Source organism: Hymenobacter sp. (genome assembly GCF_035709525.1).
Lineage (GTDB): Bacteria > Bacteroidota > Bacteroidia > Cytophagales > Hymenobacteraceae > Hymenobacter.
Genome location: NZ_DASTEP010000097.1, coordinates 1 through 23,649, shown reverse-complemented (window position 1 = coordinate 23,649; position 23,649 = coordinate 1). Strand labels below are relative to the sequence as shown.

Here is a 23,649-nt window from a genome sequence, read left to right as displayed (position 1 = left end):
AGATGCTTCGCTACGCTCAGCATGACAGTACCATCCACTCATCCACTCATCCACTCATCCAAAAACCTGCTCATCCTCTACCCACGTACCGGCGCGCACCAGCACGGCCAGCAGCACGAAGAACATTGAGCCGATTTTATCGACCTCAATCAACTCGTTGAGAAACAGGTGGAATATGATGACGACCAGCGACAGCGTGGCCGCCAGCACCACGCGGTGCACGGCCGGGTAGGGCAGGCTGCGGTGGTAGAGACGCTCGGCGGTGAGCAGCAGCGTGCCCACCAGCACGCAAAACAGCACGAAGCCCGGCACGCCCTGCTCGGCCAGCGTCAGCAAAAAATAATTGTGGGTGGTTGAATGCTCGCGGTTGTTGCTGACGTAAGTGCGGAAGCCCGATACCGTATAGCGCTTGTATTCAGGGTAGAAGGTAGATGGGCCACTGCCCGTGACGGGCTTGTCGGCTATCATGCGGGCGGCGGCCACCCAGCGGTACACGCGCTCCATGCCCGACACATCCTGGAGCTTGTAGGTCGAGGCCAGGTGGGCCTCAAAATTGCCGCCGTGCCACACCGTTTTTTCGTAGTCGGGCGCAAAGCGCATAAATTTGTCGCCACTCACGAAGTAGGCTGCCGCGCCCAGCCCCGCCAGCGCCGCCCCCGCCAGCACGAGGCGCGTGAGGCGCCAGCGCAGCACGAGCCAGTAGAGCCCGGCCAGCGGCAGCGACAGCAGCGAAGCGCGCGTGTATGACGTAAGCAGCCCAAAAAAGAGCACCGCCGCCGCGCCCCACCACAGGTAGCGCTGCCAGCGCCGGGCCGCGTGCGCGGCCACGCCCAGCGCCAGCGGCAGCAGCAGCGCCAGCACGGTGGCGTAAATAACGTGGTTGGCGAAATACGGCAGCGCCGCCTTGTTTACGTGCTCAAAATCAAAGCCGTGCCGGTAGTGGCGCGGCAGCACCCACAGCAGCAGCACGGCCGCCGTGCCCGCCACGTAGCACCCCGCCACCCGCCAAAAATCGGCCGGGCGGCGCACCAGCAGCAGCGTGCCCAGCACGAAGGGCGTGAGGTACCACACCTTGGCCAGGCAGTATTTAAAGGACTTGACCTTATCGACCGAAAACCCGATGTCGACGGCCGACCAGAGCAGCAGCAGCACTGGCAGCACCAGCAGCGGGTGCTGCCACTCGCGCCGGGGCAGCTGCCCCAGGCTGCCGCGCCCCAGCAGCAGCGCCAGCGGCGCGCAGGCCGTGAGCAGCAGCATAAACGGCTCGGAGGGCACGTCCATCATCAGGCCGCCCACCAGGGGCATCTCCCGCGAAAAAGGCAGCGTGAGAAACAGCGCATAGTAGAGCCAGCGCCACTCGGCCGCCACCAGCCCCACGCCTACCAGCGCCAGCGCGGGCAGCAGCAGCGCCGGCTGCTGCCGCAGCCCCGCCAGCGCCCCGCCCCCCAGCAGCAGCCCCAGAAAGCCCAGGAATATCCACTGGGCAGTATCAGCTGGGCGCAGGCGAAGGAGCAATTGGCGCATTTGGGATGAGTGGATGAGTGGGTGAGTGGATGAGCTAGGTTGAGGGATTCTTGGCCGCTTTAGCAGTTTTGCGGGCAGTGGCGAGGATGGCGATAATTTGGTCGTAATCATCGCAGAGGCTGCTCAGGCGGTGAAGAGGAACGAGCTGCGCTTCTACCAGAAGCTCAAGCCAGAAAAGCGTTTCGTCGGCTTCTTCCACGCAAATACTAAGCTTGGCAAGGTGCTCAGCGGCAGAACGTGCCCGACTGACTGCCCGGTAATTGGCCGCCACGGAGGTAGCCGACCGGAGCAACTGCCGCCCAATCACCCGGCTTTCTTCTGAAACCGGCAGTTCCCGATGCAACGCAATTACGCGCAGCGCCAACCCCTTCGTCTGCGCCCGTACCGCTTCTATGAAAGCCACTTTTGATTCAAAGCTTCGAGCGAGCAATGCCATGTTTCAGACATAAGTAGTTTAAAGTACACCCACTCATCCACTCATCCAAAACCCCACTTACCCCAGCGCCGGCCGCCGCCGCCACAGCTCCAGCAGCAGGATTACCAGCATCGAAATGACCAGCGTGAGCACCACCGAGCTCACGATGATAACGGTCCGGAAGGGCTTGCTTTTGCGAGTGGCGGGCTGCGCTTTTTGCAACTGGTAGAGCGACGAAACGCGGCTGCCGAGCGAAGTTTCGGCCTGCTCGTAGGCCCCGCGGGCCGCAATGAAGCGGGTCTGCAAATCGGCCAGACGGGTGCTGGCCAGGTTTACCGAGTCGGCGCCCTGGGTCCAGCTTTCGAGGTTGATGAGGTTGCCGCCATCGGCCCGGGTGAGGCCGTGCAGGGCGCGGCGCAGGCCGGCGGCGTTGCCGGGGCCGCCGCCTTCGGCCACGCGCAGCTCCTTTTCGGTTTCTATCACGGCCTTGGCCAGGTAGCGGCCCTGCTGCTCGAGCCCAAACACGCCGTAGCGGCGGCGCGCCCGCAGCAGCGCCCGCCGGGTTTGCTCGTAGGTGCGGCCCAGGCTGGCCGAGCGCTGGCGGTAGAGCTCCAGCACGTTGCGCCGGTTTTCGAGCGTCAGCTGCTGGTTGATGGAGTCGATGGCGGCCACCACGGCATTGGCCACGCGGGCGGCCAGCTGCTTGTCGCGGTCCTGAAACGTAAGCTCGATGGCGTCGCGCTCGTTGTGCACGATGCTCAGGTTGGAGCTGAATTCCTGCAAGGTGCGGTTTTCGACGAGGTCGGTACCCGGCGCGCCCTGGTTGTAGTGCTCGTAGAGGTTGAATTTCCGAATCATCAGCTCGGCCACCGGCAGCGACTCGCCGATGGAGATAACGCGGTCCAGGTCTTCGGCGCGGGCGCCCAGCTCCAGCTTCGAGCCCTCCACCAGGCGGTCGGGGTCCGAGCTCTGGGGCGAGGTGGGCAAAAACACGGCCGTGGAGCTGTAGATGTTGTCGAGGCGCAGCGCCACCACCGTGCTCACCACCAGCGCCAGCCCGGCGGCCAGCCCCAGCAGGTATTTCCAACGGTCGAAGATGGCCCGCAGGCCGGCAAGCGAAAAACCAGGCGTAGAGGTAGGCGACATAAAAACGAGAGCTGCTACCGGCCCAAAAAATTGCCAGAAGCCGGGGCAGTCGCGGGCAAAGATACCCGCCGCCCGGCGCTCTACCTTTGTGCCTTCCGCATAAAGTCCATCTTATTCCTTTTCAATTATCAAACGCTTCTTAGGCAGCATTGGCCTGGCCGTAGGGCTCAACCTGCTGGTGAAGCCCGGTTGGATTCTGCTCGAAAACCTGGTCCAAAACCGGCTCGGGCACGCCACGTTCGGGCTTATCGCGGCCTTCACGTCGCTGGCCGTGGTAGTGGCCGTGTTCACCGACCTGGGCCTCACGCAGTACACGGTGCAGCAGCTGGCCGCCGACCCCAGGTTTGCCGAGCGCAACTTTCCGACGCTGCTGCCCTTGCGCGCCCTGCTCACGGCGGTGGCGCTGGCGGTGCTGCTGGCCCTGGGGGCGGCCCTGGGCTACCACGGCGCGCAGCTGGGGCTGCTGGCGGCGGTGGGCGGCAGCCTGCTGCTCACGCAGTACGGGCAGTTTTTGCGCGGGCCGGTGCAGGCGCGCCAGCATTTCAACACTGATGCGCTGCTGTCGGTGTTTGAAAAGCTGCTGGCCCTGGGGCTGGTGGCGGCGCTGCTGGTGGGCGGCGGGCTGGCGCTGCGCTCCTACGTGGGGGCGCGGCTGGCGGCGGCAGCCTTCACGGCGGTGCTGTTTCTGGGGCTGCTGCGGCGGCTGTTTGGGCCGCTACCGCACCGGCGGCTGCACTGGCCAGTAGTGCGGCAGCTGGTGCGCGGCAGTTGGCCATTTGCCTTCATGACGGTGCTCTACGGCATAAATGAGCGCGTGGACATGGTGCTGCTCGAGCGCCTGGCCGCCGGCCCGGCCGAGGCCGGCTACTACGCCGCCGCCTACCGCTGGCTCGACGCCAGCCTGATGTACTCGTGGACGGTGCTGCCGCTGTTTTTTGCGCGCTTCGCCCACGCCAGCGCCCGCCCGCGCGAGCTGCGGCAGCTGCTGTGGGTGGGGCAGCGGGTGTCGGCCGTGCCGCTGCTGCTGCTGGTGGCGTTCGTGCTGTTTCGGGGCGAGGTGCTGTTTTGGCAATTCAGCCACAGCACTGCGCCCGAGCTGGCCCGCATGGTGCTGTGTTTGAAGCTGTTGTTTTTGAACGCGCTGGTGCAGGCCTTTTTTGCCATCTACAGCACGCTGCTCACCAGCACCAGCCACCAGCGCGTGATGAGCTGGCTGGCCGTGCTCAGCATCGCCCTCAATATCAGCCTGAACCTGTGGCTGCTGCCGCGCTACGGGGCCGTGGCGGCGGCCGCCAACACGCTGGCCAGCGCCGTGCTCGTGTCGGGCGGCTACGTGTGGCTGGTGGTGCGGCGCACGGGCGTGGCGGTGCCGTGGCACCTGCTGGCCCGCCTGGCGCTGGCCTTCGGGCTGCTGTGCGGGGCTTGGTACGCGGTGCAGGCCAGCCTGCGCCTAAGCTGGTGGCTCGAAGCCGGCCTGATGGGCGTGGTGTTCATTCCCATCCTGTTTGGCACCCGGCTGGTAAGCTGGCGCGAGCTGCGGCAGCTGCGCCCGCGGTGAGTGGATGAGTGGGTTTTTGGATGAGTGGGTGAGTGGATGAGTGGGTGAGTGGGTGAGTGGATGGGTAAATCGATAGGATATTGCAGGAAATTTGCGAATGAAGGGTGCTGCCTCTCCCTCATCCGCTCATCCACCCATCCACCCATCCACCCATCCACCCATCCACTTAATGGCTCGTCCGCACCCTTCCCACTTTGTGCATACGCTGCTGCCGCAGGTGGTGTGGCGCCGCCCGGCCGCCGTGCGCCGTGAACTCGGCGACCCGCTGCTGGCCCGCGAGCTCCTGCTCTACGTGTGGGACAAGGCCGCCGAAAGCCTGCCGCCCCGCGAGCGCGTAGCGCCCCGGGGCCTGCACCTGAGCTGGCACCGCGTGGCGGGCCGCGCCACGGCCCTGTTGCAGCTGCCCGCCCCGCAGGGCATCGGCGAGGCACACCTGATAGCCATTGTGTATGAGGATGATACCGAGTACCTGGCCGCCGAGCAGCGCTACCCCTCGCCGCTCGACGAGCCCGACCCAGACGAGGAAGATGAGGACGGCCTGGCCGACCTGCCCGACGACCTGCCGCGCTACTTCCTGCTCGAAGCCGTGCTGGGCCGCAGCCCCGACGAGGCCGGCACACCCACCGTGCTGGGCGAGTGGCGCGGCGAGCACCACCGCCACCACGCCCCCGGCCCGCCCGCCGGCCGCCCCGACACGGCTGGCCGCTTTCTGCAAGCCCTGGCCGAGCTGCTCGGGCCGCAGCCTGATACCAGCGTGCCGTTTATGCGCATCGTGCGGGGGTAGGAGGGAATTATGAATTAGAAATTATGAGTTATGAATTGGAGAAGCCAGTAGTGCTTACAGCATTCGATGCTAAAAGCGTTGACAAAGAAATTCATAGCTCATAATTAAAAAAATGCGCCGCCGCACCCAGCTAGCCCAGGCCGCCGCCGAGGCCACCGCCCGCGCCCAGCGCGCCGCCGACACCCGCTGCGGCCTCTGCGAGCGGGCGGTGCAGCAAACCAGCCGCCACCATCTCGTGCCCCGCGAAGAAGGCGGCCGCTACGGCGACGTGGTAGACCTCTGCCAGCCCTGCCACAGCAGCGTGCACCGCTTCCTCACCAACAAGGAGCTGGCCCGGCACTACTCGACCGTGGAGGCGCTGCGCGGGGCCGAGGAGCTGCGAGGCTACCTGAGCTGGATTCGCAAAAACAAGGTGGAGAAAATCAGCAACCGGCGGGGTAGGGGGTAGGCGGCGCTTACTCGCGCCAGTACTGGTTAGTAAGCCCGGCCGTGCGGCCGGGTTTTTTGTTGCTGCGAGGCTGTAAGGCGCGGGCGCGGGGAGTGAAGCTTAGGGGTAAACGGAACAATGAAAATACCTAATACTGGGTATTTATATTATAGAGGAAGGCTAAATAATTTTGGGCTGTTGGCCTGGCAGCAATGTGTTGGGCCGGTTGAATGCGTTGCGCTCCTCCTTCTCTCCGGCTTATGCACCCGCCTGCGCCAGGTGTGGCTGAGCCGTTGCCTTGATTAACTGCTCGTGGTGCGGGCGGCCTGGTGGCCGACGTGCTAAGGGTGGTGTTAATCTTTTATCGTTTATGGTCAGCTAGTTATCTCGGCTTGAAATAGCCGGGCTGGCCGTGCTTTTGCCTTTTTTATCACCCCTCATTCCTTCCCCAACCCCCCATGAAAAACCTCTTTACCTCCCTGTTCGCCGCCCTGCTGCTGCTGCTGGGTACCATTGTGGCCCAGGCCCAAACCATTCGCCGCGTCAACAACACCAGCACCAACGTGGTGGGCGTCAACGTATACAATACCCTGCAAGCGGCGCACGACGCGGCCAGCGCGGGCGATGTCATTTACCTGGAGCCCAGCAATATTTCCTACGGGGCGCTGGTGTGCGTGCGCCCGCTCACCATCATTGGCAATGGCTACTACCTGACCCAAAACACGGGCTTGCAGCTCGATACGCGCGAGTCGCTAGTGGACGCGGTGACGTTTGCCAGCGGCAGCGCGGGCTCGCGCATCACGGGCTGCACCCTCAATAGCAGCATGAATATTGGGGCCAGCAACGTGACGGTGGAGCGCAACCGCTTTGCCAGTGGCTACGCCTACATTGGCTACAACCCTTCGACAGGCTCGGTGGGCGCGAGCAACATCATCTTCCGCCAGAATATCATGGAGAATGGCTACTCGGTTTCCTTGTATCCGGGCTCGAGCACGGCTACGGCGGTGAGCAATGTCAACATTACCAATAATATTCTCAGCGGCGGCGTCAGCTCAAGTGGGCAATACGCCCGGATGACTAATATTTTGATTTCCAATAATGTAATTGGCGCCCTCAGCAGCCCTGCCAGCCAATACGGTATCGATGTAGATAACGCGGTTATCAAAAACAACATCCTGATTTATACCGGCACCGGGACGAACTTCAGCCCTCGCAACAACGCCTATAGCTACAACATCGCCGGCAACGCGGCCTTTGGCACGGCCAACGGCAACCAGCAGAACGTGACGCCCGCCAACCTCTTCGTGGGCGGCACGGCCTCGACGGATGGCGCCTACCAGCTGCGCACGGGCAGCCCGGCCATCGGCACGGGCGAGAGCGGCACCGACGTGGGCGCGTTTGGCGGGGTGCTACCCTACCGGTTGTCGGGCATCCCGAACGTGCCCACTATTTACCAGTACTCGCAGTCGGTGTCGGGCAATACCCTGAACGCCACCATTAACACGCGCTCCAACAACTAAACCGGACGATGCCCCTGGCGGGGCGTTTTTCCGCACGTGTTTATGGACCTGCTACGCTTGATGCGGCACCCCGGGCTAGGCCTGGCGATGCTGCTGCTACTGGCGGTGGGGGCGCTTTTTTCGCCGCTGCACGCCCAAGTATCCTACGATTTCACGCGGGTAGAATACTTTTTCGACTCCGACTCCGACTCCGACTCCGACCCCGGCCCCGGCCAGGGCACGGCCGTGGCGCTGCCCGCCTCGCCGGGCACCACGCTAAGCAACCTGTCGTTTTCGGCCAGCCTCGCGCCGCTGTCGCCGGGTTTCCACAGCCTCTTTATCCGCTCGCAGGCCGCTACCGGCCGCTGGAGCCAAACCTACCGGCAGCTACTATATAAGGAGCCGGCCTCGGCCGTGAGCGCCGCGCCTAACCTCACGGGGGCCGAGTATTTTATCGACGCCGACCCCGGCTATGGCGCGGGCACGGCCATCAGCATCACGGGCGGCGGCACCAACGCGGCGGGCGTGAGCTTTGCGGTGAGCCTGGGCAGCGTAGCGCCGGGCTTTCACGCCCTGAGCGTGCGCTCGAAAAACGCGAACGGCGCGTGGAGCCAGACCTACCGCCGGATTTTTTACGTGGAGCCGGCCACGAATACTAACCCGCCCGCCAACCTGGCGGCCGTGGAGTATTTCGTGGATACCGACCCCGGCTACGGGCAGGGCACGAGCGCGGCCATCACGGGCGGCGGCACCAATGCCACGGGCGTGAGCTTTTCGGTGGGCCTGGGCTCGCTAGCGGTGGGTTTTCACACCTTGTTTTACCGGGTGCGCGATGCGGCCGGCAAGTGGAGCCAGACCCAAAACCGGATTTTTTACGTGGACGACCTCACGGTGGCCACCGTGCCGGTTATCAACAAGGCGGAGTACTTTTTTGACACCGACCCCGGCTACGGGCAGGGCGTGAACGTGCCGATTTCGACGCCCAGCACCAACCTCACCAGCCTCAACCTGCTGGCCGACGCCAGCGCCCTGCCCACCGGGCAGCACCGCCTATTCGTGCGGATGCGCGACGCCAACGGCAAATGGAGCCAGGTGCTGAGCCGGCCCTTCGCCAAGAGCGGCTGCAACAACTCGCCCAACTACGCGGCGGGGCAGCCAGCCGCGAGCTACACGGGCTCTGGTATCACGGCTACCGCCGTGGAGCAAATGTTTAATGGCTCAGTGGTAACGGGCAGCTCTTCCACCTTTCTCAACAACTACTACGCCCAGGTGGACCTGGGCGCTAGCACGCTACGCACTATTTCGGAGGTGCAGCTGAGCTTGCGCAACCCGAACAGTACGGCCGTGAACTACACGCTGACCGTGGAGGCGTCGGGCAACCTGAGCACCTGGAACACCATCGATACCTACAGCGCCACGCTGCCCGCCAACCAGGCCACGCCGACCAACATCGTGCGGACGCTGGCCACGGTGCAAAACAACGTGCGCGGCCTGCGCCTGCGCCTGACCTTGCCCACGCTGGCGCAGGGCATTCAGCTGACCAATGCCGGGGCGTATTATTTCCCGGCTACCTGCGCGTCCCCGGTTATCATCAGCTTCTCGCCCGGCAGCGGGCCGGCGGGCACGGTCGTGACCATCACGGGCACCGACCTGGGCGGGGCCACGGCCGTGACCTTCAACGGCACACCGGCCGGCACTATCACTAATAACACCAGCACCAGCCTCACGGTGAGTGCCCCGGCCGGGGGCACCGACGGCCAGATTTGCGTGACCACGCCGGGCGGCACGGCCTGCTCGGCCACGAGCTACCTCTACCCGTCCACCATCGCTACGGGCACGATTACGGCTAGTGCGTACTGCACGGGTAATACGCTCACGGTGCCCTTCAGCACCAACACGGCGCGCTACGCCACGGGCAACGTGTTCAACTTCCAGCTCTCGGATGCCAGCGGCGTCTTCTCGGCCAGCGCGCCGCTGCTGGGCACGCTGCAAAGCTCCAACGCCACGGGCGGCGTGCTCACGGGTGTTATCCCACAAAACACGCCGGCCGGCAGCGGCTACCGCGTGCGGGTAGTGGCCTCGAACCCCGCCGTGACTGGCACCGACAACGGCGCGGATTTGACCATCGGCACCACGCCCGTGAGCCAGGCCACCGGCCCGGCTTCGGTGGCCAACGGCGCGGCCATCAGCCTGAGCACCACGCCGACCTACGCCGGCGCGACCTACTCGTGGAGCGGGCCGGGCGGCTTTAGCTCGACGCTGCAAAGCCCGAGCACCAGCACCACCACGGCCGGCACGGCGCGCTACTCCGTGACCGTGACGCTGGGCAACTGCTCGTCGAGCAGCTTCGTGGACGTGAACGTGCAGGCCTCGACCACGCCGCTGCTGAGCATGAGCACCTTCAGCGGGTCGCTGTGTTTGGGCGCGTCGCGCACCATCAGCTTCGCTGTGTCGGGCAATCCGTTTGCCAGCGGCAATACCATTACGGCGCAGCTCTCGGATGCCAGCGGCTCGTTTGCCGCGCCGGTTAGCATCGGCTCAACGACGTTTAGCGGGCAGGGCAATGGCGCGCTCACGGCCACGATTCCGGCTAGTACTACGGCCGGTAGCGGCTACCGCAGCCGGGTGGTTAGCTCTAGTCCGGTCGTTATCAGTAACGATAACGGCTCGAATCTGACCCTCAACGACCTGCCTACCGTCACCGTCAGCAGCAACTCGCCGGTAGCGCAGGGCGGCACGCTTATTTTGAACGGCGGCCCGGCCGTGGCTGGCAACAGCTACGTGTGGACGGCGCAGTACACCGGCGGCGGCAGCGCCGTGGTGGGTACCAGCCAGAACATCACCCTGACCAACGCCAACCCGGCGCAGTCGGGCACCTACACCCTCACCATCACCAACGCGGCAGGCTGCGCGGCCTCGGCCAGCACGGCCGTGACGGTGAACGCCGCCGTGCCCGTTACCACGCTCTCGCTCAATGCCCTGGCCGGCCCGCTGTGCGCGGGCACCGGCTACACGCTGGGCTACGCGGCCAGCGGCCCAAGCTTCAACGCGGGCAACGTCATCACGGCGCAGCTTTCGGATGCCAATGGCTCGTTTGCTTCGCCGGTCAGCATCGGCTCGGTGAGCACCACGGCGGCGGCCAATGGCACGTTGGGCGTTACGATTCCGGCTTCGGCCAGCGGCGCGGGCTACCGCATCCGGCTGGTGAGCTCCAGCCCGGTTATTACCAGCAATGACAACGGCTCCAGTCTGACGATTACCAACCTGAGCACGGCCTCGGTGGGCTCCAACTCGCCCGTGACGGTGGGCTCGGTGCTCTCGCTGACCGCCACCGGCATCAGCGGTGCTACTTACAGCTGGACGGGCCCGGGTGACTTCACCGCCACCGGCCCTAACCAAACTATTAATAGCGCCACAACCGCCAACGCCGGCCAGTACTCGGTGACTATCAGCCTAAACGGCTGCTCGACCACCGTGAGCACGACGGTGACGGTGAACCCTGCGCCAGTGGCGACTAGCATCCAAACCAGCAGCCTGGCCAGCGGCTACTGCGCGGGCTCGGCGCTCAGCGTGTCGTTTACGGCTACCGGCTTCTCGGCTGGCAACGCGTTCACGGCGCAGCTTTCGGCGGCGGGCGGCAGCTTCGCTAGTCCGCTGAATATCGGAACGTTGACGGGTACTGCCTCGGGCACCATTGCGGCCATTATTCCGGCCGGCACCACGCCGGGCGCGGGCTACCGCATCCGGGTGGTGGGCAGCCAGCCCGCCACGGTGGGTAGCGATAACGGGGCCGACATCAGCATCGGTGCGGCTAATGTGTACACTTGGCTGGGCGCGGTGAGCACCGCCTGGAACAATGCCGCCAACTGGAGCTGCAACGCCGTGCCCACGGCCACGACTAACGTCGTGATTCCGGCAGGCCTGAGTTTCTACCCGGTGGCCGGCGCGGGCAGCACCGCCCAAAACCTGAGCATAGCCAGCGGCACGTCGCTGACCCTGAGCGGGCAGTTTACGCTGACGGGCAACTTGGCCAACAACGGCACCTTCACGCCCAACGCCAACGCCTTCGTGTGCGGCGGCAGCACCGCCCAAACCCTGGGCGGCACCGGCGCGCTACGCTTCTACGACCTCACCATCAGCAACGCGGCGGGCGCTACCCTGGCCAGCGCTACTGGCGTGCAGCACCTGCTCACGCTCACCAGCGGCAACCTGGCTTCGGGCAACAACCTCACGCTGCTCTCCGACGCCAATAACACGGCGATGGTGGTGAACCCCGCCGGGGGCGGCGTCGTCACGGGCCGCGCCACGATGGAGCGCTTCATCATGGGCGCGGGCGCGGCGGGCTACCGCCACTATTCCTCGCCCATGCAAACCGGCACGGCCACCGTGCAGGAGTTTGCCGACGACATGCCTGGCTTCAACGTGAACCCCGACTACAACACGCAGGGCAACACGGTAACGCCCTTCCCGACGCTGTTTCAGTACGATGAAAGCCGCCTGACGGCTGCGCTGCCCACTTTCGACCAGGGCTGGCTGGTGCCCGGTGCCACCGACAACCTGACGCCCGGCTGCGGCTACTCGGCCCAAACCCTACCCGGCACGGTAGTGGACATCAGCGGCACGCTGGCCAGCGCCAGCGTGAGCTACGCGCTCAGCCGCGCCCCGCTGGCCGATGCCGGCTGGCACCTGCTCGGCAATCCCTTCCCCTCGCCGCTCGACTGGGACCAGGTGCCCGCCGTAGCGGGCGTGGGCCGGGCGCTGTACGTGTTCGTGCCCTCGGGGCCGTACTCAGGCACCTACCGCTCCTACGTGGGCGGCATCGGGCAGAATGGCGGCACCAAGGATTTGGCCGCCATGCAGGGCTTCTTCGTGCGGGCCACCGCCGCCGCTACCCTCACGCTGCCGGCCGCCGCCCGCCCCAGCGCCTACCTCAACCCCGGCTTCAATCGCCCCGCCACCACGACTACCCACCCGCTCGTGCGCCTGCAAGCCAAGAGCGCCACCGGCCCGGCCGATGAAACCGTGGTGTACTTTGACCCCGCCGCTACGCCGGCCTTCGACGCCGCTTTCGATGCCTACAAGGTGCAGCTCAACGGCAACGGCGCGCCCTCGCTCTGGAGCATGGCCGGGGCCGATGGCTTGTCCATCAATGCCCTGCCGAGCCTGGCCACCGTGCCCAGCATCCCGCTGGGCGTGCGCGTAGGCCAGCCCGGCAGCCACACCCTCGAAGCCACCGAGCTGCTCAACCTGCCCCCCGGCACCGAAGTCTGGCTGGAAGACCGGGCGCTGGGCACGCGCCAAAACCTGACGCTGACCCCCGCCTACACCTTCAGCATGAGCCCCGGCTACACCGGCCAGCGCTTCTACCTCTGGCTCCAGCCCAGCGGCATTCTGAGCACGGCCAGCGGGGCGCTGCAAGCCGCCACCCACCTCTACCCGAACCCCACCACCAGCACCACTACGCTGGAAATGGCCGGGCTTACGGGTAATGGTACGGTGCAGCTAGAGCTGCTGAACACCCTCGGCCAGGTGGTGCTGAAGCGGAGCGCCCAGCCCCGCGCCGGCATCCTGCGTGAAGAGCTTGACCTCACGAACCTGGCCAGCGGCGTGTACTCGGTGCGCGTGCTCACGTCGCAGGGCACGGTAGTGAAGCGCCTGACGCGGGAGTAGGTTGGCTGTCATGCTGAGCGTAGCGAAGCATCTCTGCCGCACCATTAAACGGTGCGGGCGGTGCGGTAGAGATGCTTCGCTGCGCTCAGCATGACAAAATTGAAAAGGCGGCTGTCCGCCCCGGCTTGCTCCCTACGGAGCGGCCGGGGCCGGGCAGCCGCCTTTGCGTGTTTCCTTTGGGACTATGAACCGCTACTTCGTGCCCTTCGCCCAGCTCCGCCGCCAGCCTACCATCGTGGTCGATAGCACCGGCCTGGGCGCGGCCCTCACGCTGGCCCATTGGCGCGGGGCCGCTACCCCCGAAAATCTGCGCGACGACACCAGCGCCGGCTCGTGCCTGCGCGCCCTGCACGCGCCCGCTACGCCCGGCCTGGAAGCCGAGGCTGTTACGGCCAATCACTTTGACATCGATGGCTTTATCGGCGTGTGGGCGCTGCTGAACCCCGAACTGGCCCTGGCCCACGAGCCGCTGCTGCGCCTGGTAGCCATCCTATGCGATTTCCGCGAAATCGACTGGCAAAACCCGCTCGCCGACCACGCCCTGCAACTGACCTGCTGGCTCAATGCCGAAGAGAAAGCCCGCTTCTACGAGCCCTTCGGCGCGCCCGCCCGCCGCCGTCGCGAAGACGAAGCTTCGGCCGAAAAATTCGCTTGGTTTCTGCCCCGCTTCGCGGAAATCTTGCTTGACCCCGAGGCCGGCCGCGCCGCCTGGCAGCCCGAATACGAGCGCGTGCAGGCGGCCGTGGCTGCGCTGCGCGGGCCGCTCACGCAGCGCACCGACTACCCCGATATCGGGCTGGTCGTCATCCGCACGCCCGCGCCAGTGCCGTACTACGCGCTGTTTGGCCCCACGGTGGGCTTCGATTGGGTGTTAAGCCTTTACGACGGCCAGCGCTACGAGTTGGAATGTAAATACACTACCTGGATAGACCTCGAAAGCCGCCCCACGCTGCCGCGCCTGCCGCTGGCCCCACTCGCCGCCCGCCTCAATGAGCTGGAAAAAAGCAACTACCGCTGGACTGCCGACCAGCTCACCGACACCGGCCCGCTGCTACGCCTGGCCGGCCGCCCACTGAGTAAAGCCGAGCGCTACGCCGACCCCGACGGGCGGCCTATTTACGCTTCATCGCTGGCGGCTAGTGCGGTGGAGAGCGAGGTAGTAGCCTTTCTGCAAAAGGGCTACGCTGGCATCCAACCTAAGAGGTATTGGACCTGGGCCGAGGTGCGTGCGGCGGGTAATAATACTATGAAATAAGGAGCCGCTGCCGCTGGCCGCCGTTTAGCGCGCAGCGCGTAACGGCAGGCCAGCGCCAGTGGGGCGAGTCTCCAGACTCGCGTAGTAAGGTGCGCTGCTCGTTGGGCGTTGCTTGCCGCTACGCGGCAGTGAGTTTGGAAACTCACCCCACTGGTCGGCCTGCCGTTACGCGCTGCGCGCTAAACGGCGGCCAGCGCGCCAGCGCTGGCTTTATTCGCAGCACTCCGTTTCGGTGCCCACTACGTCCACCACGCGCACGGTGCTGTTGCCGCCGGCCACGGGCTGCACTCGTATTTGGGTGCCGATACGGTCTTTGAGGTCGGCCACGTGCGAGATGATGCCAATCATCTTGCCCGAGTGCTGCAAGCGCTCTAGCGCATCCAGCGCCGTGTTCAGCGAGTCCGGGTCGAGCGTGCCGAAGCCTTCGTCGATAAACAACGACTCGATGCGCGCCTTGTAGCCGGCCAACTCGCTCAAACCCAATGCCAGGGCTAAGCTTACCAAAAAGCTTTCGCCGCCCGAGAGCGAGGCCATCGGGCGCACGGTATCAGCCTGGTCGTGGTCGATGATTTGCAGCTCCAAGTTGCGGTTGGGCGTTTTGAGGATGGAGTAGCGGTTGGTGAGCTGCCGGAGGCGCAGGTTGGCGAGCCGGGCCAGGTGGCTCAGGGTCAGGCCCTGGGCAAACTGGCTGAACTTATCACCCTTGGCCGAGCCGATTTGGTCGGCCAGGTCTTGCCAGCGCTGCTCTTCGAGTTGGCGGGCTTGCAGCTCGCGGCGGCCTTCGGCCAGGCGCTCGCGGTTGGCATCGTCCTGGACGAGCTGGCTGCTGGCCGCGCCGAGCTTCTGCTGCAAAATATCGTCGGCCGCCGACAGCGCCGCGAGCTGGGTTGTAAGGTCGGCCGCGCTCAGCGGCGTGAGGGCAAATTCGGCGTGCTGCTGCTGCTCGGCGGTGAGGTCGGCCAGGCGGCGGGCAGTGGCGGCCGTGGCCGTGAGGTGCTGCTGCCGCTGCTGGTGCAGGCGCTCGGCCTCGGCGGCGGGCAGCAGCAGCGCCTGCGCCTCGGCTGCACTGCCAAAGCCGGCAGCGGCCAGGGCAGCCGCTAGCTCGGTTTGGCGCTCGGCGTGGGCGGTGCGGTGGGCGGCCAGTTGGGTTTGCAGCGCGTCGAAGGCGCTTTGCTGCACGGCCAGTTCCTGCTGCTGGCGGGCGTGCTGGTTTTCGGCCTGGCGGGCGGCGGCGGCCAGCTGCTCGGTGTGCTGGCGCAGTTGAGCGGCTTCGGCGGCGGGGTTGGGGCCGGCGTAGTAAGCCAGGCGAGCGGCCTGCTGTTGCTCCAAGGCTAGTTGGTCGGCGGCGAGCGTTTCGGCAGCGGCGGCTAGCTGCCCCTGCTGGCGGGCTAGCTCGTCGGCCTGGGCATTTTGCTTTGCGGTGAGCTCTATCAGTTGATTCTGGCCGTTGGTCAAGGCCGCGCGCTGGGTTTCGTAGTGCGCGGCGCGGCTTTCGAGCTCAGCGAGCAGGCCGTCGTAAGGCGGGCGGGCGGGCAGCGGCAGCTGGTGCGGCCGCAGGATGTCCTGAATGGTGCTTTGGTAGATTTCGGCCTGTTCGCGCCAGTGCGCCAGGTCGGCGCTCAGCTTGTCGATTTCGAGGGCGGTAGCAGTCTGGCGCTGCCCCAGCAGCCGGGTTTCGGCCTGGGCGGCGGTGGCGGCGGTGCCAGCGGCCAGGTATTTTTCGCGCAGCGTGGCCAGCTTCTCATCCAGAATGCCCAGCTGGCGGCGGTTGGCCTGGGCGATGGCTTGAGCTAGGGCGGTGGCTTCGAGTAGGGCTCGCACGGCGGCCGGGTCGGCGGGTAGGGGCGGAGCGGGCACCAGCTCGGCGGCCAGCGCGTGCGCCTGGTGGCGGGCGGCTTCGGCCGCCTCAGTGGCTTCCTGCCGTTGCTGCTGGCGCTGCTGCTGCTCGGTTTGGCGGCGGGTGAGGTCGTGGGCGGCGGCGCGCAGGGCGTCTTCCAGTGCCGCCAGGGCCTGCTGCTGGGCAGCCACACGCTGCTCCTGGGCGTCGGCGTCGGGCGCAAAGTCGGCGGCAAAAGCGTGCTCCAGCGCCCCGCACAGCGGGCAGGGCTGGCCCGCGTGTAGCTGCTGGCGGTGGGCGTTGAGGTCAGCCATCGCCTGCTGGGTGCGTAGCTCGCGGCGCAGGCTGTCAAGGAGTTGCTGGCCGGCGGCGCGCTGGTCGGTAAGGTGGCGGGCAGTGGCTTCGGCGGTGGCCATGGCCGGGGCTTCCTGGGTTAGCTGGTCTTGCAGGTGCTGGGCGCGGGCGTAGTAGTCATGCGCGGCTTCGGCCTTGGGCAGCAGCTGTTGCAGGCCGTGCAGGTAGGCCGTAAGGTCGTCGGCGCGCTGGGCCAGCTCGGCGGGCGTGGTGCCTTGCAGCAGCACGTCGCGCTCGGTGCGGCAGGGCTGGCCTTCATCTTTGATGGCCTGCTGTAAGGCCATGGCGTCAGCTTCGAGCTGCTGCTGGCGGCGGCGGTCGGCGGCGGTGGCTTCCTGGTTTTTGAGCAGCTCGGCACGGGTGGCGGCGCGGGTGCCGGCTTCCTTTTGGGCAGCTTGCAGGTCGCTAAGTTCTCGCCCTATTCTGATAAGCTGTTTATCCAAATCAGCCTCGTGCTGGTGGGCTATCAGCCAGCTATCCAGCGTGGTTTGCTGGGCTGCGAGGCTTTGCAGCCCTTGGGCCTGCTGCTGCCAGGCGGCCTGTGCCTGGTCGTGCGCCCGCTGGCTTTGGACGTGGGCGGCCTGGCTTTTACTCAGCTGCTGGCGGGTGGTGGCCAGGGCGGCATCCCGCGTGCGGGCTTCATCCAGCCGGGGGCGCAGGTCGTTTTCGTGGGTTTGGGCGGCTTGGTGAGCCGTGGTGGCGGCCTCCAGAGTAGCCCTGGCCGCGCTGGTGGCGGTGGCCAGGCCGGGCAGGGCTTGCTGAAGCTCGCTGAGCTGCGTGGTGCTGGTTTGCAGTGCTTTGGCCGCCGCTTCGGCTAGTGCCAGCGGCGTGGCCAGCTCCTTGGTATTGGCGCGCTGGTGGTCGGCGAGGCGGGCAAAAGCGGGTTGCAGTTGCTCATCGGCTTGGCGCAGGGTGTCGGCCTCGCGGGTGGTGTCGCGCAGCTGGCGCTCCACCTTATCCAGGTCGAGGCGCCATTGCAGGCATACGCTTAGCTCCTGCTCTTCTTCGTGGTGTTGCTCGGCCGTTTCGTTCAGGGCGTCGAGCTGGCTGCTGAGGGCGGCGCGCTCCTCGTCCGATAGCAGGCGGGTGGCATCGAGGCGGGCGGCCAGCAGCTCGGTTAGGCGGGCTTCCTCCTTGGCTTTCTCAAACGCCGCCACCGACAGCCGCGAGTAGATGCCCACGTTGGTCATTTTCTCCAGCAACGCGCTGCGCTCCTTCTCCGGCGCGTGCAGAAAGCGCGCAAACTTGCCCTGGCTCAACAGCACAGCCTGCTCAAACTGCCCAAAATCCAGCCCCGACAGCTCGCCGACCTTGGCCGGTACGGCCTCCTTGCCGCTGATGACGGCCTCCCACAAGGGGCTGCGCACCAGCGACATGGCATCCTGGCCCAGGCCGCCCTTGTCCTCGCCCCGCGTTTTGCGCTTCACTTCCCAGCGCGAGCGGTAGCGCACGCGGCTGGTTTGGCCGGTATCGGCGTTGGTTTCGTGAACTTCAAACTCGACCTCCGACCAGGCGAAGGGCGCGTGGCGGCTCACCATTTCGCCCACCTGCCGGTCGTGGCGCGGCACCCGGCCATACAGGCCCACCGCGATGGCGTCGAGCAGCGTGCTTTTGCCCGCGCCCGTGGGCCCCGTTATCGCAAACAGCCCCGTGTCGGCCAGCGGCGCGGCATCAAACCGGATGAGGTAGGGGCCGGGCAGCGAGTTGAGGTTGGCAAAGCGCAGGCTGATAATCTTCATACCCTAAAATTACGCCCGCACTGGCCAAAAAGGCCGGTGCGGGCGCAGTTGCGGGGCAGGTTTGAAAGCCGCCTAGTTGGCCGGTGCGGCCTGCTGGCGGCGGGCGTCTTCAGCTAGGTAAAAGGCGGCTTCCTTCTGATACGCAGCCAGGTTGCCGTTGGCCGGCGATTTGGCCAGGCCCACCAGCGCGGTTTGCAAGGCCTGGCGCTGCTCGGGCGTGAACAGCGCGCCGGTAGTGGTAGCGGTCAGGGCCGCGTGGCTGCGGTCGAGCTCGGTTTCGAGGGCCGTTACTTGCTCGGCGCCCACTTTGGGCAGCTGGTCGGCCGGGGTGCGCTGCATCGGGAAGCTTTTTCCCTGGTAGGTTTCGGTGCTGGCGTTTTTGGTGACTTTGCTATCGGCCTTGCTGGGTTTATCCGCTTTGTCAGATTTGTCGGCCGATTTTTTGTGCATCATGCGCGCAAATCCGATGGCGGCCCCTACCTGCGCCTTGGCAGAGGAAACCGTGCCCAGCCCGATGGCCAGACCCAGAAAGGGAAGTAGTACTTTTTTCATCAGTAAAAAGGAAAGCTAAAGTGAGAAGCTAAGATACTCTGTGATTGAAAACTGCTAGCCTGTTTCGCCGCTCCAGGCTTGCGGGTCGGCCTCGCTCAGCAGCTGGCGTAGCTCCTGAAACGTGCTGGTGAGCGCCGCCGCCCGCTCGGGCGGCAGGCCAGCCACGCGGCGGCGAAATACCTCGTCCACCGTCAGCTCGTGCAGGTGCTCGATGGGCGCGGCGGCTTCGGCCACCACGTCGGGCGCGTCGGTGAGGCGCTGGTGGCGCGCGCCGCGTGGGGCCAGCACCGCATCGCGGCGCTCTTTCAACACGGCTTGCACGCGGCGCTGCACCTCGGCGGGCGACTCGTCTGACTTCACCAGCACGTCGGCCCAGGCCACCAGGCTAAAGGCTTCGTTATCAAAGGCCAGAATAGCGGCCTCGACTTCTTCCAGCTCGCCGTGAAAGCGCTGCAAGCGCCGCGCCACCGGCACTGCTAACGCTGTTATTTTGGGCTCGCCCGCGCCCTTAAAATCCAGCAGCAGCACCTGCTGCTTATCGTCGGCCTCGGTAAAGGAGAGCGGCACCGGCGAGCCCGAGTAGCGGATGCGCGCCTGCCCGCCTACCACCTGCGGGCGGTGCAGGTGGCCCAGGGCCACGTAGTCGAACGCGGCCGGAAAGTGCTCGGCCCCCACCACGCCCAGTCCACCAATATGCACGTCGCGCTCGGCCCCTTCGCGGGCCTCGCAGCCGGCGGCGTAGAGGTGGCCGGTGGCCAGTACCGGTACATCTTGCTCGCGCAGGCGGTGCACGTTATCGTGTTCGCTCAGAGTTAGATAATGGCCCGCAATGCTGTCGCGGATGCGCAGCTGGCGGGCGTCGGGCGTTTCGCCGGCCACGGCCAGGCGCAGGTCGCGGTCGCGCAGGAAAGGCACGGCCACTACTACCAGGCCGGGCTGCCCGCTGCCGTTGGGTAGGGATATAATTTGCTCCTCAGCCTCGGCCGGCACCCCGCCGATAACGTGGATGCGTAGCGCCCGCAGCAGCCGGCGGCTGGCATTGAGCAGGGTAGGGGAGTCGTGGTTGCCGCCCACCACCACGATGTCGCGGCAGCCGGTACCTTGCATCCGCACCAAAAAATCGTAGTACAACTCCTGCGCCGCGTGCGAGGGCGTAGTGGTATCAAACACGTCGCCGGCCAGCACCAGGGCTTCGACGCCCTCGGCCTTTACGGTGTCGAGTAGCCAGTTTAGAAAAGCTTTTTGCTCGGTAAGGCGCTCTTGGCCAGTAAGGAAATGCTGGCCTAGGTGCCAGTCGGCGGTGTGCAGTACGCGCATCAATTAGTCGGGAATACCCTCAAATTTACGACGGGTGGCGCGGGGTTTGGCCGGAACTAGTTGGCCTGCTTTGTACTGATTTTTGAGTATAAAAAGTGGTTTGTGCTGCGGTGGGCTGAGTTGTATTTGTTCTGTGAATTGTCATGCTGAGCGCAGCGAAGCATTGCTGTCGCTTCATCAAACGGCTTGGATGAAGCGGTAGAGCTGCTTCGCTGCGCTCAGCATGACAGTTGTATGTAATTGCTACCGCACGGCCACCGCCTCACTGCACGCCACAAACGCCCGCGCCTGTGGATACGCCACCCGAATAAGCCCATCGTTCAGCCGCACGCCGATTTTACCCACCCGAAACCGGGCGTAGGAGCGCCGCGCCACAGGCTGAAAAAAGTAGTTGTCGTAGAAAACAACCTTGCCATCGCGCTGCCGGATGTACAGCAAATCAAAGGCGTAGTACAGCGGCCAGTCGGTTTTACACACCACGTAAAACGGCGACGCGCCCGCCGCCTGCTGCCGAAACGTGATGCCCGGCCGGCCCTGCCGCAGCGCCCGCCGCACCTCGGGGTGGCGCAGCAACGACCCGGCCGCGAAGCGCAGCGTGTCGCCGCTGCCGGCGCGGTAGTGGCCCAGCAGCTCGGCCGCTTGTGGGTAAGCTACCTTGCCGCCCAGCCACAGGCCATCGTAGAACAGGCGCAGGCCGAGGCGGTCGGCGCGGGTGCTGCGGCCGGCCAGGGCGCGGCGCTCCGCGCCATTGAGCCAGCGCTGCGTGAGGCCGAAGTCGCCGGTACCCCACACGGCCAGCGCGGCGGCGAGTAGCGTTAGGGTCAAGCCAAAAGCGCAGTAGCGCAGTGGTTTGCGGAGGCGGGCCGGGAGGCGCATTCTGTAGAGGTGAAAAGGCGGCGGGCAGCTAACGCGGCTTGGCCCAATTTATTCCGTTTGCAAAGATGGTCGTAGTGCCGGCTGGTGCGTAAAAAGTAGCCGTAGCGCGGGCTTGCAGGCAGCGAGCGCAAAAGCCTCGTTTGCCAGTAATCCCAGAGCCCGCGCTACTGCTTCCACCTCAGTAGTATTCGCATTATGAAAACCCGCCACTTACTCGGCCTAGCCCTGCTTGGGGCCGTCGCGTTCAGCCGCCCGGCCTTGGCCCAGGCCGACATTCCTACCGTCAGCACCGTGCCCAATGCGGCGGGCGTGCCCGCCATTCCGGCCGCTACTATTCCCGGCCGGCCCGGCCGCAGCACCAACACGGTGCCCGCCGTAACGCCCGTGAACGGGACGCGGCCGGCTGGCATCACGGGCTCGCTTTATGCCAATGGCTTGCCGGCCAGAAACATAGACGGTGGTACCCAGCGCGCCGACCAGCCCCGCGCGGGCCAGGCTATTCCCGGTGCCCAGCCCACTAAGCGCCTGCACAAAGGCACCGTGCGCCTGCCCCGCCGCTAGCCGTTTTCACGTTTGAAGAAAACCAAAAGTGCCCGTTGCCTGGTAGGCTACGGGCACTTTTGGCTATGAAAAAACAGGTTATATAATCTGCTTGCCCGTCATGGCCTGCTTGATGGAAATGTCCATCACCCGCTCGGCAAAGGGCTTGGTTAGCTCATCCAGCTCGTCCATGCGCTTGAGCAGCAGGTCGCGGTCATTGCCGGTGAGAGCCTGGCGCAGCTCATCGGTTTTAGCCTGGGTAGCCGTGATTTCGGTTTGCTCCAAATGCTCGGCATTCTTCTTCACAAAGCGCTCGACTTGATACAATAGCTGCTCGGCGGCAGTGCGCGCCTCGATGAGTAGGCGGGCGGCCACGTCCTGCTTGGCGTTGAGCAGTGAGTCCATCAGCATCTGCTCTACCTGGTCGTCGGTGAGGCCGTACTGGGGCTTGATGTCAACCTGTTGGCGGGTGTTGGAGCGCAGCTCCACGGCTTCCACGCGCAGGATGCCGTCGGCGTTGAGGAAGAAATTAACGTCGATTTTGGGCAGGCCCGCCGGCATGGCCGGGATGCCGCTCAGCACAAACTCGCCGAGCTTGCGGTTTTCCTGCACCAGGTCGCGCTCGCCCTGGTACACGCCGATTTTGAGGTTCACCTGCCCATCTACGCTAGTCGTGTACTGGCGGCCGGCCTTGGTCGGAATCTTCGAGTTGCGCGGAATAATGGCATCCATGAGCCCGCCCAGCGTTTCGATGCCCAGGGTCAGCGGCGTCACGTCAAGCAACAGCACATCGCGGCGGTTGCCGGCCAGAATATCAGCCTGAATGGCCGCGCCCAGCGCCACTACCTCGTCGGGGTTTAGCGAGTTATTAGCCGGCTGGCCGAAAAAGCGGCTCACCTCGTCATACACCAGCGGCACGCGGGTCGAGCCGCCCACGAGCAGCACGGCGTTGATGGCGTCGGACGTTAGACTGGCATCGCCGAGCGCCTGGCGGCAGGCGGCGATAGTGCGCTCCACGAGCGGCCGGATGAGGTTGTTAAACTCGGCTTTGGTCAGCGTGACTACCTGCACTTGCTCTTCGTTATCAATGAGCTGGGTCGTAAAGTCGTCGTGCTGGCTGAGGTAGCGCTTGGCCATTTCGGCGGCCAGGCGCAGCTGCTGTTGCAGGGCCGGAATCTCGGCGTAGGCGGCGGGCAGGCTGAACTTCGACTGCCAGTACTCGACCACGGCGCGGTCCATGTCGTCGCCGCCCAGCCAGGTATCGCCGTGGGTGCTCAGCACCTCAAAGATGCCCTGGTGCAGGCGCAAGATGCTGATATCGAAGGTGCCGCCGCCGAGGTCGTACACGGCCACGGTCTTTTCTTCGTCGGGGTCGAGGCCGATGCCGTAGGCCAGCGCGGCGGCCGTGGGCTCGTTTACGATGCGCAGCACCTCCAGCCCGGCCAGGCGGCCGGCGTCGCGGGTGGCCTGGCGCTGCGAGTCGTTGAAATAAGCCGGCACCGTGATGACGGCGCGGCGCACCGGCGTTTTGAGGGCGTGCTCGGCGCGGTGGCGCAGCTCGCGCAGGATGTCGGCCGACAACTCGATGGGCGAGTAGAAGCGCTCGCCCACGCGCACTTTCACCAGGCCCTCGGTGTCGTCGTCAATCACCTTGTAACCCAGCTGCCCGGCGTGCTGGCCGAGGTCGCGGTAGCTTTTGCCCAGCAGGCGCTTCACCGAATAAATTGTGTTGGCGGGGTCGGAAAGCAGGAAATCCTTGGCCTCGGAGCCCACCAGCGGCGAGCTGCCATCGGCCGGAAAATGCACCACCGAGGGCACGATAGTGCCGCGCCCCAGGTCGTTGATGGCGGCCGGCTGGCGGGTTTCGGGGTGCACGTAGGCCACGAGCGAGTTGGTAGTGCCCAGGTCGATGCCCACGATGAGCTCTTCCTGCTGAATGGCGCCGGTGGCGAGATTGATGGCGACTTTTGCCATGAGAAGTAGGTAGCAGGGCCGCAGCGGCGCGGCCGAAAGGATAGTAACAGCGCCGACGCAAAATCGGCCCGCAAAAATAGCCTTTGATGTAGCTTGGGCTTGGTAGTCCGAGCGCGGGCGCAGCCCGCATCCGCGTTAGCAAGCGTCGGTTTGGCTTAACCTGATGTGGCTGCGGGCTGCGC

The 23,649-nt window shown here is 65.5% G+C and carries 15 protein-coding genes; 7 read left to right on the top strand and 8 right to left on the bottom strand.

Features of this window, described 5'->3' with window-relative positions:
• Positions 1 to 54 precede the first annotated feature (54 nt).
• Genes VFO93_RS08420 through VFO93_RS08410 form a run of 3 tightly spaced genes read right to left on the bottom strand, consistent with a single transcriptional unit; the run spans position 55 to position 3,085 of the window.
• Positions 55 to 1,524 (bottom strand): O-antigen ligase family protein, encoded by a 1,470-nt coding sequence (locus VFO93_RS08420; protein WP_325133916.1) that lies wholly within the window; start codon positions 1,522 to 1,524, stop codon positions 55 to 57.
• Positions 1,525 to 1,558: 34 nt separating this feature from the next.
• Positions 1,559 to 1,960, bottom strand: a complete 402-nt coding sequence (locus VFO93_RS08415) for a four helix bundle protein (RefSeq protein ID WP_325133915.1) — start codon at positions 1,958 to 1,960, stop codon at positions 1,559 to 1,561.
• Positions 1,961 to 2,017: 57 nt separating this feature from the next.
• Positions 2,018 to 3,085: a hypothetical protein gene (locus VFO93_RS08410; protein ID WP_325133914.1), complete on the bottom strand. Its 1,068-nt coding sequence runs from the start codon at positions 3,083 to 3,085 to the stop codon at positions 2,018 to 2,020.
• Between the two features lie 178 nt (positions 3,086 to 3,263).
• Here VFO93_RS08410 and VFO93_RS08405 point away from each other — a divergent pair, with 178 nt between their 5' ends.
• From VFO93_RS08405 to VFO93_RS08380, 6 genes are all read left to right on the top strand, one after another.
• Positions 3,264 to 4,643, top strand: coding sequence for an oligosaccharide flippase family protein (locus tag VFO93_RS08405; protein WP_325133913.1), 1,380 nt, complete (start codon positions 3,264 to 3,266; stop codon positions 4,641 to 4,643).
• Between the two features lie 196 nt (positions 4,644 to 4,839).
• A complete protein-coding gene (locus VFO93_RS08400) occupies positions 4,840 to 5,427 on the top strand; it encodes a hypothetical protein (protein ID WP_325133912.1) in 588 nt (195 codons plus the stop codon).
• Positions 5,428 to 5,539: 112 nt separating this feature from the next.
• The gene (locus VFO93_RS08395; protein ID WP_325133911.1) at positions 5,540 to 5,875 is read left to right on the top strand and encodes an HNH endonuclease; all 336 of its coding nucleotides are present in this window, start codon (positions 5,540 to 5,542) and stop codon (positions 5,873 to 5,875) included.
• Positions 5,876 to 6,312: 437 nt separating this feature from the next.
• Positions 6,313 to 7,374 (top strand): hypothetical protein, encoded by a 1,062-nt coding sequence (locus tag VFO93_RS08390; protein ID WP_325133910.1) that lies wholly within the window; start codon positions 6,313 to 6,315, stop codon positions 7,372 to 7,374.
• 42 nt (positions 7,375 to 7,416) lie between these two features.
• Complete coding sequence (locus tag VFO93_RS08385; RefSeq protein ID WP_325133909.1) at positions 7,417 to 13,023, top strand: T9SS type A sorting domain-containing protein; 5,607 nt, start codon at positions 7,417 to 7,419, stop codon at positions 13,021 to 13,023.
• A 184-nt stretch (positions 13,024 to 13,207) separates the two neighbouring features.
• A complete protein-coding gene (locus VFO93_RS08380; protein ID WP_325133908.1) occupies positions 13,208 to 14,278 on the top strand; it encodes a DUF6687 family protein in 1,071 nt (356 codons plus the stop codon).
• A 210-nt stretch (positions 14,279 to 14,488) separates the two neighbouring features.
• Here VFO93_RS08380 and VFO93_RS08375 read toward each other — a convergent pair whose 3' ends face one another.
• The 4 genes from VFO93_RS08375 to VFO93_RS08360 form a co-directional block, all read right to left on the bottom strand.
• Positions 14,489 to 18,208 (bottom strand): AAA family ATPase, encoded by a 3,720-nt coding sequence (locus tag VFO93_RS08375; protein ID WP_325133907.1) that lies wholly within the window; start codon positions 18,206 to 18,208, stop codon positions 14,489 to 14,491.
• Positions 18,209 to 18,280: 72 nt separating this feature from the next.
• Entirely contained in the window at positions 18,281 to 18,760 is a 480-nt protein-coding gene (locus VFO93_RS08370) for a hypothetical protein (RefSeq protein WP_325133906.1), read from the bottom strand.
• A gap of 54 nt (positions 18,761 to 18,814) precedes the next feature.
• Positions 18,815 to 20,077: an exonuclease SbcCD subunit D C-terminal domain-containing protein gene (locus VFO93_RS08365; RefSeq protein ID WP_325133905.1), complete on the bottom strand. Its 1,263-nt coding sequence runs from the start codon at positions 20,075 to 20,077 to the stop codon at positions 18,815 to 18,817.
• A 243-nt stretch (positions 20,078 to 20,320) separates the two neighbouring features.
• Positions 20,321 to 20,953, bottom strand: coding sequence for a hypothetical protein (locus VFO93_RS08360; protein WP_325133904.1), 633 nt, complete (start codon positions 20,951 to 20,953; stop codon positions 20,321 to 20,323).
• 195 nt (positions 20,954 to 21,148) lie between these two features.
• On the opposite strand from VFO93_RS08360, the gene VFO93_RS08355 reads away from it, so the two are divergent.
• A complete protein-coding gene (locus tag VFO93_RS08355; protein ID WP_325133903.1) occupies positions 21,149 to 21,514 on the top strand; it encodes a hypothetical protein in 366 nt (121 codons plus the stop codon).
• A gap of 78 nt (positions 21,515 to 21,592) precedes the next feature.
• Here the strand turns inward: VFO93_RS08355 and hscA are convergent, their stop codons facing one another.
• On the bottom strand, positions 21,593 to 23,467 hold the full coding sequence (gene hscA, locus VFO93_RS08350; RefSeq protein WP_325133902.1) for a Fe-S protein assembly chaperone HscA: 1,875 nt from the start codon (positions 23,465 to 23,467) through the stop codon (positions 21,593 to 21,595).
• Positions 23,468 to 23,649 lie beyond the last annotated feature (182 nt).